At 64.7% G+C, this 13,001-nt stretch carries 9 protein-coding genes; 3 read left to right on the top strand and 6 right to left on the bottom strand.

What is annotated here, in order from left to right; genetic code table 11:
* Window positions 1-142 precede the first annotated feature (142 nt).
* Entirely contained in the window at window positions 143-808 is a 666-nt protein-coding gene (locus GEV37_RS03290; RefSeq protein WP_227388738.1) for a fumarylacetoacetate hydrolase family protein, read from the top strand.
* Between the two features lie 80 nt (window positions 809-888).
* Here GEV37_RS03290 and speA read toward each other — a convergent pair whose 3' ends face one another.
* Both speA and GEV37_RS03280 read right to left on the bottom strand, forming a co-directional pair.
* On the bottom strand, window positions 889-2,808 hold the full coding sequence (gene speA, locus GEV37_RS03285) for a biosynthetic arginine decarboxylase (RefSeq protein WP_227388737.1): 1,920 nt from the start codon (window positions 2,806-2,808) through the stop codon (window positions 889-891).
* The gene (locus GEV37_RS03280) at window positions 2,805-3,767 is read right to left on the bottom strand and encodes a homoserine kinase (protein WP_227388736.1); all 963 of its coding nucleotides are present in this window, start codon (window positions 3,765-3,767) and stop codon (window positions 2,805-2,807) included. The genes speA and GEV37_RS03280 overlap by 4 nt, the downstream gene beginning before the upstream one ends.
* A gap of 169 nt (window positions 3,768-3,936) precedes the next feature.
* Here GEV37_RS03280 and polA point away from each other — a divergent pair, with 169 nt between their 5' ends.
* Window positions 3,937-6,696, top strand: coding sequence for a DNA polymerase I (gene polA, locus GEV37_RS03275; RefSeq protein ID WP_227388735.1), 2,760 nt, complete (start codon window positions 3,937-3,939; stop codon window positions 6,694-6,696).
* A 61-nt stretch (window positions 6,697-6,757) separates the two neighbouring features.
* Here the strand turns inward: polA and GEV37_RS03270 are convergent, their stop codons facing one another.
* The gene (locus GEV37_RS03270; RefSeq protein WP_227388734.1) at window positions 6,758-7,771 is read right to left on the bottom strand and encodes a Fe(3+) ABC transporter substrate-binding protein; all 1,014 of its coding nucleotides are present in this window, start codon (window positions 7,769-7,771) and stop codon (window positions 6,758-6,760) included.
* Window positions 7,772-7,998: 227 nt separating this feature from the next.
* On the opposite strand from GEV37_RS03270, the gene GEV37_RS03265 reads away from it, so the two are divergent.
* Complete coding sequence (locus GEV37_RS03265; protein ID WP_227388733.1) at window positions 7,999-9,099, top strand: ABC transporter ATP-binding protein; 1,101 nt, start codon at window positions 7,999-8,001, stop codon at window positions 9,097-9,099.
* On the opposite strand, the gene GEV37_RS03260 is transcribed toward GEV37_RS03265, so the two are convergent.
* From GEV37_RS03260 to hisD, 3 genes are all read right to left on the bottom strand, one after another.
* Window positions 9,077-10,771, bottom strand: a complete 1,695-nt coding sequence (locus GEV37_RS03260; RefSeq protein WP_386111088.1) for an ABC transporter permease — start codon at window positions 10,769-10,771, stop codon at window positions 9,077-9,079. The genes GEV37_RS03265 and GEV37_RS03260 overlap by 23 nt on opposite strands.
* A 106-nt stretch (window positions 10,772-10,877) precedes the next feature.
* A complete protein-coding gene (locus tag GEV37_RS03255; RefSeq protein WP_227388732.1) occupies window positions 10,878-11,630 on the bottom strand; it encodes an SDR family NAD(P)-dependent oxidoreductase in 753 nt (250 codons plus the stop codon).
* A complete protein-coding gene (hisD, locus tag GEV37_RS03250; RefSeq protein WP_227388731.1) occupies window positions 11,627-12,937 on the bottom strand; it encodes a histidinol dehydrogenase in 1,311 nt (436 codons plus the stop codon). The genes GEV37_RS03255 and hisD overlap by 4 nt, the downstream gene beginning before the upstream one ends.
* Between the last annotated feature and the right edge of the window lie 64 nt (window positions 12,938-13,001).

Below are 13,001 nucleotides of genomic sequence, written 5' to 3'. Positions count from 1 at the left end.
ATCCTTGCCTTCGTCGCCCAAGGCGTGCGCTAGGGTGTTAAAAAAGCCGCCGCGGGGTTGCCGTGGCGCCGTCGAGGTGGGGTAGACTAGGGCGCCGATCGTTTCGAAGACGGCACGTATTATTAGAAGGAGAATGCCCGCCATGCGTTTTGTTCCACAGTTTACCGATGGTCAGGAGTTTCCCCACGCACTGGGCAAAGTCGTTTGCGTTGGCCGCAACTATGCCGATCATGCCAAGGAGCTGGACAATCCGGTTCCCACCGAGCCGCTACTGTTCATCAAGCCCGCCACCAGCGTGGTGGATCTGGCCAAGCCCCTCGATCCACCCTTTTCCCGGGGCGAGGTGCATTTTGAAGCCGAGCTTGCGCTCTTGATCGGCGAAACGCTGACCCACGCAACCCTCGAGGAAGCCGAGCGCGCCGTGGTCGGCATCGGCCTGGCGATGGATTTGACCCTGCGTGACCTGCAGACCAAGCTCAAGCAAAACGGTCACCCCTGGGAGACCGCCAAGGCCTTCGACGGCGCCTGTCCGCTCTCGGCCTTTCTGCCGCTTTCCCGCGTGCCCAACTGGAACGCGCTGACCTTTACCCTCGAGATCGACGGCGAGCTGCGCCAGCACGGCGAAGGCGCCGACATGCTGTTCGCGATTCCCTCGCTGGTGGCGGAAATGAGCCGCCACTTCACTCTCGAGCCCGGCGACGTCGTGCTGACCGGCACGCCGTCGGGCGTCGGCGAGCTGCCCCGGGGGGCGGCGCTCAAGCTGACCTTGACCGGCGGGCTCGAGGTGAACACCTCCGTTGTCGAGTAGCGTGCTGTCAAAATAGAGCACTACCAAAAAGCCGCCGGCTGGGGGAGCCGGCGGCTTTTTCGCGTCTGGCGAGCGATGACTCACTCGAGGTAGGTGTAACCCTCCAGTCCCTCGTGGAGGCTGGCCGCGAAGCGCTCCTGCTCCTGTTCAGAGAAGCCGCTGCGAGCGAGCTGATCGAACAGCTTGCGCTGCAGCACCCGGGCGTCGAAATTCACGTAGCCCAGCACGTTGGCCACGGTGTCGCCGGCCTGGAGGTTGGAAAGTACCCAGTCGCCGTTCTCGCCGAGCGCGGCGTCGATGGAGTCGGTGTCGCCGAACAGGTTATGCAGATCACCGAGAATCTCCTGATAGGCACCTACAAGGAAGAAGCCCAGCCAGCGTTCCTCCTCCTGCGGCCACTCGGGCAGGGGCAGCGTGCTCTCCACGCCCTGGCCGTCGACGTAGCTGTCGATACGCCCGTCGGAGTCGCAGGTGATGTCCTGGATCACCGCGCGGCGCGTGGGCGGGGCGTCGAGGCCGGTCAGCGGAAGCACTGGGAAGATCTGCTCGATGCCCCACACGTCCGGCACCGACTGGAACAGCGAGAAGTTGACGAACAGCTTGTCGGCGAGCTTTTCAGCCAGCTCGTCGAGGATCTCGCGGTGGGCGCGGTTGCGGCTGTCGAGCTGCGCCTTGAGCCGCACGCAGGCGGCCATGTAGAGCCGCTCGCCCTGGGCGCGGGCGTCGATGTCGGAAAGCCCGAGCACGAAGCGCTCGTGCAGCTCGCTGACCGCCTGCAGCACGTCGTGCCACGCCTCGACCAGCATGCGCGGCTCCTGGGGCGTTTCTAGCTGGTCGAACACCCGCCACAGCGCCTCGACCTGCGGGTCGTCCTGGTCGCTGCGCTCAGGGGGCGTATCGTCGATGCGCTCCTCGCCGATCACGTTGGTGATCAGCACCGCGTGGTGGGCGGTCAGCGCCCGGCCGGATTCGCTGATCAGGTGCGGGGCGGGCAGGCCCGCCTCCTGGCAGAGATGGGCGAAGGCGTTGACCACGTTGCGCGCGTATTCGCGCATCGAGTAGTTGACCGAGCAGTCGCTCCTGGAGCGGGTGCCCTCGTAGTCGATACCGAGGCCCCCGCCCACGTCGACGGTGTCGACCGGCGCGCCGAGGGCGATCAGGTTCTGGTAGAAGCGCGCGCACTCGCGCAGCCCGCGCTGGATGTCGCGGATGTTGGCGATCTGCGAGCCAAGGTGGAAATGCACCAGCTGCAGGCTGGCAAGCGCATCCTGGCGTTTGAGCGTCTCGACCACCTCGAGAATCTGGCTAGCGGTGAGGCCGAACTTCGATTTCTCGCCGCCGGTGTTCTGCCACTTGCCCTTGCCCACCGAGGCGAGCCGGGCACGCAGGCCGATGCGCGGGGTGACGTCGAGCTCGCGGGCTTCCTCCAGAATGAGCGAGAGCTCCGAGAGCTTCTCGACCACCAGATACACCTTGTGGCCGAGCTTCTCGCCGAGCAGCGCCAGGCGCACGTACTCGCGGTCCTTGTAGCCGTTGCACACGATCAGAGACGAACCGGCATCGGAGAGCGCCATCACCGCCAGAAGCTCCGGTTTGCTGCCCGCCTCGAGGCCTACACGGCCGCTGCCGCGCTCGGCGGTGGCGAGAATCTCCTCGACCACGCGGCGCTGCTGGTTGACCTTGATCGGGTAGACCGCGGTGTAGCCGCCGGTATAGTCGGCTTCCTGCATTGCACCATCGAAGGCGCTGCAGAGCTGCTCGACCCGGTCGTGAAGAATGTCGCTGAAGCGCACCAGTACCGGCAGGCGCAGGCCGGCCTCCTGAAGCTTGCGCGTCAAGCCGTTCAGGGCCAGTGCCGGGCCTTCGGCGTCGCTGCCCAGCGGGCGAACCAGCGCCTGGCCCTGGTCGTCGACGTCGAAGTAGCCGCTGCCCCACTGGTCGATGTTCCAGGTACGGCGGGCGCGCTGGGCGGCGCTGGGGGCGGTCAGCGATTCACTCATCGAGTAGTCACCTCGGGTAGCGGCAGCGCGCCGTGGTCGATGCGCGCCTTCAAGATGGTACGAAAACGCTCCGGGTCGTGGGGCGTCAGGTCATGGGCCGGCGGGTCGACGTAGACGACCAGCAGCCTTGAAAGCCAGTAGCGAAGCGCCGTCATGCGCAGCATCGCCGGCCACAGCGCGCGCTCGGCCTGGGTAAACGGGCGCCGCGCCAGATACGCGTCGAGCACGGCGTCGTGGCGCTTGGCGTCGAGCCTGCCATCGTCGTCTGTGGCCCAGTCGTTGATCACGATGGCCACATCGAACAATAGATCTCCGGTACAGCCGTTGTAGAGATCGATGATCCCACCCAGGGTATCGCCTTCGAACAGCGTGTTGTCGCGAAACAGGTCGCCGTGCAGCGCGCCGCAGGGAAGCTCTCCCGCTTCGGCGAAGGCGGCCTCGAACTCGTCGACCTGGTTTTTCATCAGCGTCTGGTCATCCGGACTCAAATAACCCAGCACCTTGTGATGGACCGCCTGCAGCCAGTGAAGATCCCGCGGGTTGGGACGCTGCCCGGGAAAGTGCTGGGAAACGAGGTGAAGCCGCCCCAGCGCGTCGCCCAGCGCCCGGCACTGGGCCAGGTTCGGGCTTTCCGGGTGGCTGCCCGGCATGCGCGGGAACAAGAGCGCCGGTTTGCCCGCCAGACTCTGCAGCGCCGTGCCTTCCCGGTCATGCACCGGGCCGGGCACCGGAATGCGATGCTCGTCCAGGTAATCCATCAATTCGACGAAAAACGGCAGCTCCTCGTGCTCGCCCTGCTCGAACAGGGTCAGCACCAGCTCACGCTGGTCGGTGGTGACGAAAAACGTCGAGTTTTCCGTGCCGCCGGCCACGCCCTTGAGCGCTTTGAACGCGCCCACGTCGAATCTTTCCAGAAAGGTGGCGACCTGCGCGTCGCCAAGCGGGGTGAATACTGCCATCGTTTTCTCGCCCGGATTTTTGAGCGCCCATTGTAGCGGCTTGTTTTACCACTTGGCAGCGTTAAGGCGATTTCCTCGCCCCAGGATTCGGCACCCGGGCCCGGGTGCGCGTATCATGAAGCGATACGCTCACGCGCTCTTGCGCCCAGTCACATCAGGAAACATGGTTATGGCCCGCGCTCCTATCGTGCTTGTCGACGGCTCGTCGTACCTGTACCGCGCCTTTCACGCGCTGCCCCCGCTCAACGCCTCCAACGGCCAGCCCACTGGCGCCGTGAAGGGCGTGCTGAACATGCTAAAGCGCCTGATCAAGGACTACCCGAGAAGTCCCATGGCAGTGGTGTTCGACGCCCCGGGCAAGACCTTTCGCGACGAGATGTACAGCGAATACAAGTCCCACCGCCCGCCGATGCCCGACGACCTGAGAAGCCAGGTGCAGCCGTTGCACGACTGCGTGCGTGCGCTCGGCCTTCCGCTTCTATGTATCGAAGGCGTCGAAGCGGATGACGTGATCGGCACGCTCGCCTTCCACGCCACGCAAGCCGGGCGCGACGCAGTGATCTCCACCGGCGACAAGGACATGGCCCAGCTGGTCAACGCCCATATCACGCTGGTCAATACCATGAAGGACGAAACCCTGGATGAAGCCGGGGTGGAGGCGAAGTTCGGTCTGCCGCCCAGCTTGATCATCGATTATCTGGCGCTGATGGGTGACAAGGTCGATAACATCCCGGGTGTGCCCGGGGTGGGGGAGAAGACCGCCATCGGCCTGCTTCAAGGCATGGACGGCGGGCTCGACACCATCTATGGCGATCTCGACAGGGTGAAGACGCTCGGCTTTCGCGGCGCCAAGACGCTGCCGAAAAAGCTCGAGGAGCATCGCGAGCAGGCGTATCTGTCCTACCAGCTTGCCACCATCAAGACCGACTGCGAGCTGCCGGTGGGTCTCGATGATCTCGAGATCGCCCATCCGGATCGCGAAAAGCTCACCGAGCTCTACCAGGCGCTCGAGTTCAAGCAGTGGCTTTCCGAGCTGCTCGATGGCCGCGACGAAGGCGTCGACGACGTGAAGGGCGGCGAGCCGGTGGCGGATGAGGCGGTGGAACCCGCCGCAAGCGCCGCGCGGGAAGATCACGTCATCACCGACCAGAAGACATTGGGTGCGTGGCTTGCGCGGCTCAGAAAGGCCGAGCGCTTCTGTTTCGATCTCGAAACCACCAGCCTCAACTACATGGAGGCGGAAATCGTCGGTGTGGGGCTTTGCCTCGAAGCAGGGGAGGCGGCCTACATTCCGCTGGCGCATGACTACCTCGACGCGCCCTCCCAGCTCGACCGTGGCGAGGTACTCAAAGCCCTTAAGCCGATTCTGGAGGACGCGAAAGCGGTCAAGATCGGCCAGAACCTCAAGTACGACATTTCCGTGCTGGCGAATTACGACATAACGGTGGCCGGGCCGCTTGCCGATACCATGCTGGCGTCCTACGTGCTCAACTCCACCGCCACGCGCCACGACATGGACTCATTGGCGCTCAAGTACCTGGGCGAGAAGACCATCTCGTTCGAGGAGATCGCTGGCAAGGGCGTCAAGCAGCTCACCTTCAACCAGATCGCGCTGGAACAAGCCGCGCCTTACGCCTGCGAGGACGTCGACATCACCTTGCGCCTGCACGACACGCTGCGCCCGCTGGTCGAGAAGGAGGGGCGCCTGGCTGACGTGCTCGATCACCTGGAGCTGCCGCTGATCAAGGTGATCTCGCGCATCGAGCGCAACGGCGTGGCGATCGATGACGAGCGCCTGCACCGGCAGAGCCAGCAGTTGGAAGCGCGCATCCGCGAGCTCGAGAGCGAGGCATATGAGCTTGCCGGGCGCGAGTTCAACCTCGGCTCGCCCAAGCAGCTCGGCGAGATTCTGTTCAACGAGCTGAAGATTCCGGTGCTCAAGAAGACCCCCAAGGGCGCGCCTTCGACCGCCGAGGCGGTGCTCGAGGAGCTGGCGCTGGATTACCCGCTACCCAAGGTGATCATGCAGCACCGCGGGCTCTCGAAGCTCAAGTCGACCTACACCGACAAGCTGCCACGCTTGATCGACAAGGCGAGCAAGCGGGTTCACACCAGCTACCACCAGGCGGTCACCGCCACCGGGCGGCTTTCATCATCTGACCCGAACCTGCAGAACATCCCCATCCGTACCGAGGAGGGGCGCAAGATACGCCAGGCGTTCGTGGCCCGGCCCGGCTACAAGATCGTCGCCGCCGACTACTCGCAGATCGAGCTGCGCATCATGGCGCATCTTTCTGAAGACAAGGGCCTTTTGGAAGCCTTCGCCGAGAACCGCGACATCCACACCGCCACCGCCGCCGAGGTGTTCGGCACCGCGCTCGACAAAGTGACCAGCGACCAGCGCCGCAGTGCCAAGGCGATCAACTTCGGGCTGATTTACGGCATGAGCGCCTGGGGGCTCTCGCGCCAGCTGCACATCGATCGCGGCCAGGCGCAGACCTACATCGACCGCTACTTTGACCGCTATCCGGGGGTCGCGCGCTACATGGAGCGCATCCGCACCCAGGCCGCCGAGGACGGGTACGTGGAAACCGTGCTCGGCCGGCGCTTGTACCTGCCGGAGATCCACTCCCAGAACCGTGCTCGCCGCCAGGGCGCCGAGCGCACCGCGATCAACGCCCCCATGCAGGGCACCGCCGCCGACATCATCAAGCAGGCGATGATCGATGTCGACGCCTGGCTGGAGGAAGGTGAGTTCGATGCGCTGATGGTCATGCAGGTGCACGACGAACTGGTGTTCGAGGTGAAGGAAGCTCAGGTCGAGGCGTTCATCAAGGAAGTGCAAAAACGTATGCAGGGCGCGGCGGAGTTGAAAGTGCCGCTGATCGTCGAGGCGGAAACCGGCGACAACTGGGACGAGGCGCACTAGCGCACCCCCGCCAACGAAACGGCCCGCCGAATGGCGGGCCGTTTCCGTTCTAGCGAAAGGCTTAGCGCCAGCCCACGCGGTCGAAGATACGCACCGCTTCCGGGTTGTTCTCGCCCAGAAGACTCATGTTGATGTCGTCGCGCTTGAAGTCGCCCCAGGAGTCGAGCAGCGGGTCCTTGGCCACGCCGTCGACTACCGGGAACTCGTAGTTGCGCTCGGCGAGAATTTCCTGGGCCTCGTTTGATGCGAGGAACTCCAGGAAGCGAATGCCGTTTTCCGGGTTCTGGGCATTGGCCACCAGGCCCGCGCCGCCCACGTTGATGTGGGTGCCGCGGTCGTCCTGGTTGGGGAACAGGATCTCCACGCGCTCGGCGGCTTCACGCTCGGCGTCGTTGTCCGAGTTCAGAAGGCGCGTGTAGTAGTAGTGATTGGCCACCGCCACGTCGCACTCGCCGCTGGCCACGCCCAGAATCTGGTCGGTGTCGCCGCCTTCCGGGTCGCGTGCCATGTTGTTCACCACGCCCTGAGCCCAGGCCTCTGCGTTCTCGGCGCCGTCGTGCTCGATCAATGAGGCGAGCAGCGACTGGTTGTAGATGTTGTTCGACGAGCGGATGCACACGCGGCCTTCGAGGCCGGGTTCGGCCAGCGCCTCATAGGTGTCGATCTCGCTCGGGTCGACGTTTTCCGGGTTGTAGAAGATCACCCGCGCGCGCTGGCTGAAGCCGAACCACATGCCGTCCGGGTGGCGCATCGTCTCGGGCAGGCGCTCGTTCAATACCTCGGAATCCACGCTCTGGAACAGGCCGTCCTCCTCGGCGCGCCACAGCCGGCCCGCGTCCACGGTCAGCATCACGTCGGCGGGGCTGGCGATGCCCTCACGCTGCATGCGTTGGATCAACTGGTCGGAATCACCCTCCAGTACGTTGACCTCGATGCCGGTCTCGTCGGTGAAGGCCTTGTAGAGAATCTCGTCGGAGTCGTAGTGGCGCGCCGAATAGATGTTGACCTGATCGGCCAGGGCGCTGGCGCTGAACAGGGCGGCTGAAACGGCCAGGGCGACGGGAGCTTGTTTCATGTGCGGTTTCCTTAAGGGCATTGATTAGCTTGCTACTTTTTGATAATGGTTTTCATTCGCTTTTATATTTAACGGGTCAGCGCCGTGTGCGTCAAGGTGAACGATAATCGAACTCACGCGCAAACGTTAATGGATGAAAGTGGCGGCGATAGAAAATACACTGTGGCCTTTCCTGGGCGGCCTGCCGCTTCATCGATTCAAAGCTCAATCGATTCAAAGAGTGATCCATGACGTCTACCACGCCCGTGACTCCGCAGAGCGCGCAGGCCTTGTCGCTGCAAGGTATCGAGCATCGTTTCGGCGCGAATCGCGTCGTCAAGGGTATCGATCTCGAGATCGCCCCGGGCGAGGTGATGTGCCTTCTGGGACCTTCCGGCTGCGGCAAGACCACGCTGTTGCGCATCGCCGCCGGGCTTGAGCCGGTGCAGCAGGGGCGGGTGGCGCTTGATGGCCACGAGGTCGCCGGGCCCAATCGGGCGCACCTGCCGCCGGAAAAGCGCAGCGTCGGCCTGGCGTTTCAGGAGTCGGCGCTGTTTCCGCACCTGAGCGTGCTGGAGAATGTCACCTTCGGGCTCAAGCACCTGGCGCGCCGCGAGCGCATACCTCGGGCGATGGAACTGCTGACCCAGCTGGGCATGGCGGACTACGCCGAGCGCTACCCGCACATGCTCTCCGGCGGGCAGCAGCAGCGCGTGGCACTCGCCCGGGCGCTGGCGCCGTCACCCCGGCTGATGCTGCTCGACGAGCCGTTCTCGAGCCTGGACGCGCGGCTTCGCGACCGCATTCGCGACGATACGCTGCACGTGTTAAAGACCCTGGGCACGGCGACGCTGCTGGTCACCCACGACCCGGAAGAGGCGATGTTCATGGCCGACCGCATCGCGCTGATGCGCGATGGCCGTATCCTGCAGGTCGGCACCCCCTTCGAGCTCTACTGCCTGCCGACGGACCCGTTCGTGGTGACCTTCTTCGGCGAGGTGAACGAGCTTTCCGGCGTGGTGAAAGGCGGTGAGGTGGCAACACCCATGGGCATGGTCAAGGCCGACTGGCTGGAAGACGAGACGCCGGTGCGGGTGATGATCCGGCCGGAGGCACTGAGCGTGCGCCAGCGCGCGCGCGCAGGTGTAGAGCCTCACCGCCATAGCCACGTCATCATGGCGAAGCTTCTCGGCCGCTCGAGCCTTCTGCACCTGTGCGCTCACGGCAGCGACGGCGAGGAGGCGCACCTTCACGCCCGCGTGCCCGGCGTTTACCTGCCGGCGCCGGGCGAGGAGGTCGACATCGCCCTTGATCACTCCCAGGTCTTCATTTTTCCGTGTCGCGACTAGGCTTGGCCCGACGCATCGCCAGGCTCAACAGAATCACCGGCACGATCCCTACCAGCACGATCGCAAGCGAGGCGGTCGAGGCCTCGGCCAGACGCTCGTCGGAGGCGAGGCTATGGGCGCGCACCGCTAACGTGTCGAAGTTGAACGGGCGCAGGATCATGGTGGCCGGCAGCTCCTTCATCACGTCCACGAACACCAGGATGCCGGCGGCGAACAGACTCGAGCGCATCAAAGGCGTATGCACGCGCTTGAGCGTGCTGCCTGCGCTGTGGCCCAGGGTACGCGAGGCGGCGTCCATGCTCGGCGTCACCTTGCCAAGGCTCGCTTCCACCGCGTTGAACGACACCGCCAGAAAGCGCACCACGTAGGCGTAGACCAGAATGAAGGCAGTGCCGCTGAACACGAGCCCCACGATCACCCCGTAACGTGCATGCAGCCAGGTGTTCAAGGTGCTGTCGAGCCAGGCGAAGGGAATCAGGATGCCCACCGCCACCACCGAGCCCGGGATCGCGTAGCCCATCGCCGCCACGCGGGTAAAAAGCCGCGCGGCGGGGGTATCGTTCAAGCGCACGCTGTAGCTCAGCACCACGGCGAGCGCCACGGCGATCAGCGCCGCGATGCTCGCAAGTCCCAGGCTATTGAGCGCGAAGCGCAGAAACCGCGTGCCCAGCAGCGCATCGCCCTGGCGGAGCGCCAGCTCGAGCAGGATGCCGCTCGGTAATAGAAAACCGATGAATACCGGAACGAAGCAGGCGAGTGCCGCCGCCACGGCGCGCGGGCCGGTCAGCGCGTACTCCGGCAGCGCCTGATAGCGGCTGCTGGCGTGGAAATAGCGCCGCTTGCCGCGCGAGAACTGCTCCAGCAGCACCAGCACGATCACGAAACTCAGAAGACACGCCGCCAGCTGCGCGGCGGCCACCGGCTCGCCAAGGCCGAACCAGGTGCGATAGATCCCGGTGGTGAAGGTATCCACGCCGAAGAACTGCACCGCGCCGAACTCGTTCAACGTCTCCATCAAGGCAAGCGCCACCCCGCCGACCAGCGCCGGGCGTGAAAGCGGCAGCGCCACGCTGAAAAACAGCCGCCAAGGCCCGCGTCCCAGGGTGCGCCCCACGTCCAGCATGCCGACGGACTGCTCCAGAAACGACGCCCGCGCCAGGAGATACACGTAGGGGTAGAGCACGAAGGTGATCAGGGTGGCGGCCCCACCCAGCGAGCGAATGTTGGGAAAGTAGTAGTCGCCATACTGCCAGTCGAACCACGCCCGCAGCGCGCTTTGAAACGGCCCCGCGACCTGGAAGAAATCCGTGTAAGCGTAGGCGATCACGTAGGTCGGCACCGCCAGTGGCAACAAGAGCGCCCACTCGAACACACGCTTGCCGGGAAAGCGGCACATCACCACGAGCCACGCGCAGCCGGCGCCCAGCACCAGGGTGCCGAGCCCCACGCCCACAGTCAGCCACAGCGTATTGACGAGATAGCGCGGCAGCACCGTGCTGGCCAAGTGTTCCCAGATGCCCTGCGTCGGCACGACGACGTGGCCCAGCACGATCAGAATCGGCAGCGCCACCGCCAGGGCCACCCCGAACAGCGCCACCGACCAGGGCGAGAACGAGAACCGGAACCTGGAAAACGCGCCGGTCGGCAAGAAAGGGTGGGTGGGAGGCGACACGACGAATCTCCTGATAGCGATCGGCTGCAAACGAGTCGAAACGCAAAGAGTATCATTCGCCGCCCGTGGGGGCAGCCCACGTATGGGCCTTGCCGCACTGGCGTGCCTAACGTGCCGTCCAGCCTCCGTCCACCATCAGGGCGCTCCCGGTGACCAATGCCGCAGCGGGGGATGCCAGAAAGACGACCGGCCCCATCATGTCCTCGACCTGACCGAGCCGGCCCAGCGGAATGTTGGCGAGAACGCTCTCGAGAAAGCCGGGCTCCTCGAAGAAGGGGCGCGTCATGGCGGTTTCGATGAATGTAGGGCAAAGGGAGTTGACGCGAATGTGGCGTGGCCCCAGCTCCACCGCCAGGGCGCGGGTCATGCCCTCTACCGCGGCCTTCGAGGCGCAGTAGAGGCTGCGGTTGGCCGCCCCCACGTGGCCCATCTGAGAGGACATGTTGATGATGCTGCCCCCGGCGGGCATGTTCGCCACGACGGCCTGGGTCATGAAGTAGCAGGCGCGCACGTTAAGATCCATGACCGCGGCATAGTCCCCGGGGCCGACCTCTTCCAGCGGCCGTGGGCGGTTGGTCCCGGCGTTGTTCACCAGGATGTCGAAGTGTTGTCCTGCCAGGTGCCGGGTGACCGCCGCGTGATCGTGGACATCCAGCGCCAGTGCCGTTGCCTCGTGCCCGGCGGACGTCAGGGCTGCTACCGCTTCATCGAGCAGGGCCTGCCCGCGTGCCACCAGCGTGACGTGAGCACCGGCCTGGGCCAGCGCACAGGCGGCGGCAAGCCCGATGCCTTGGCTTGCCCCGGTGACCAACGCCCGCTTGCCCTCCAGACGCTGGCTGGGTGTCTGGGGCAGGTTCATGACGTGACGGCCGAGGCGTAAGGTACTTCTTGGCGACCGTAGCGGCGTACCCGCTCGTTGGCCTGCTCACCGTGGCCGACAAAGCCTTCGAGAGCGCAAAGCCTTGAACAGTAGCGGCCGATTTCCGCCGAGGCCTCGTCCGTCAGGATACGTTGATAGGTGCAGGTCTTGAGAAACTTGCCCACCCACAGCCCGCCGGTATAACGCGCGGCTTTTCTGGTTGGTAGGGTATGGTTGGTGCCGATGACCTTGTCACCGAAGGCAACGTTGGTGCGCGGGCCTAGAAAGAGCGCGCCGTAATTGATCATCCGCTCGAGATAGAACTCCGGATCCTCGGTCATCACCTGAACATGCTCGTAGGCCATCTCGTTGGCCACCTCGAGCATCTCCTCGTGGCTATCACAGACGATGATCTCACCGTAAGTGTCCCAGGCCTTGCGAGCGATGTCCGCGGTGGGCAGCTTCTGCAGCAGTGCGTCGATAGCTTCCTGGGTCTGTTGGGCCAGCGCCGGGGAGTTGGTCAGAAGCGCTGCGGGAGAGGTAGGGCCGTGTTCGGCCTGGCCGAGAAGGTCCGTGGCGCACAAGAGCCCGTCCACGCTGTCATCGGCGATGACCAGGGTTTCGGTCGGCCCTGCGAACAGATCGATACCGACTCGGCCGAAGAGCTGACGCTTGGCTTCGGCGACGAAAGCGTTACCCGGGCCCACCAGCATGTCGACCGGGGCAATGGTGTCGGTACCGATCGCCATCGCGCCGACCGCCTGCACGCCTCCCAGCACCAGAATCTCGTCGGCCCCGGCCAGGTGCATGGCCGCCACAATAGCCGGGTGAGGCTTGCCCTTGTAGGGCGGGGCAGCGGCCACCACACGCTTGACCCCCGCCACCTTCGCGGTGAGGACACTCATATGGGCCGAGGCCACCATCGGGTAGGCACCTCCGGGGATATAACAGCCCACGGAGGCGATGGGCACGTGCTTGTGCCCCAGCCACACGCCAGGGCGGGTCTCGATCTCCACTGGCTGCATCGAGGCCAGCTGCGCCTCGGCAAACCGACGAATCTGCGCCTGAGCAAAACGGATGTCCTCCAGATCACGCGGGGATACCTCGCTCATCGCCTGTTCGATCTCCTCCGGGCTCAGGCGAAAGGAGGCGGGTGACCAGCGGTCAAAAGTCTCGGACAACCGGCGCACCGCCTCATCGCCCTTCGCTTCAATATCAGCGAGGGTCTGCTCGACGGTTTCACGCACGTGGCGATCCGCCTCGGCGCGGGTCGCAAGCGAAGCACCGGATTTCAGGTAACGCACCATGTGAAGCTCCTTGTTGAATTTATTGGCATTCTTGTGATGATTCTCGGTGCATGCAACGCGTCCG

The sequence above is a fragment of the Vreelandella malpeensis genome, assembly GCF_020622355.1.
Taxonomy (GTDB): domain Bacteria; phylum Pseudomonadota; class Gammaproteobacteria; order Pseudomonadales; family Halomonadaceae; genus Vreelandella; species Vreelandella malpeensis.
This window is presented reverse-complemented; position numbering and strand designations above follow the sequence as displayed.

What these genes read in the sequence shown, in the direction of transcription:
- GEV37_RS03290 (WP_227388738.1), top strand. Translation starts at nt 143, where the DNA reads ATGCGTTTTGTTCCACAGTTTACCGATGGTCAGGAGTTTCCCCACGCA.
- speA (WP_227388737.1), bottom strand. Translation starts at nt 2,808, where the DNA reads ATGAGTGAATCGCTGACCGCCCCCAGCGCCGCCCAGCGCGCCCGCCGT.
- GEV37_RS03280 (WP_227388736.1), bottom strand. Translation starts at nt 3,767, where the DNA reads ATGGCAGTATTCACCCCGCTTGGCGACGCGCAGGTCGCCACCTTTCTG.
- polA (WP_227388735.1), top strand. Translation starts at nt 3,937, where the DNA reads ATGGCCCGCGCTCCTATCGTGCTTGTCGACGGCTCGTCGTACCTGTAC.
- GEV37_RS03270 (WP_227388734.1), bottom strand. Translation starts at nt 7,771, where the DNA reads ATGAAACAAGCTCCCGTCGCCCTGGCCGTTTCAGCCGCCCTGTTCAGC.
- GEV37_RS03265 (WP_227388733.1), top strand. Translation starts at nt 7,999, where the DNA reads ATGACGTCTACCACGCCCGTGACTCCGCAGAGCGCGCAGGCCTTGTCG.
- GEV37_RS03255 (WP_227388732.1), bottom strand. Translation starts at nt 11,630, where the DNA reads ATGAACCTGCCCCAGACACCCAGCCAGCGTCTGGAGGGCAAGCGGGCG.
- hisD (WP_227388731.1), bottom strand. Translation starts at nt 12,937, where the DNA reads ATGGTGCGTTACCTGAAATCCGGTGCTTCGCTTGCGACCCGCGCCGAG.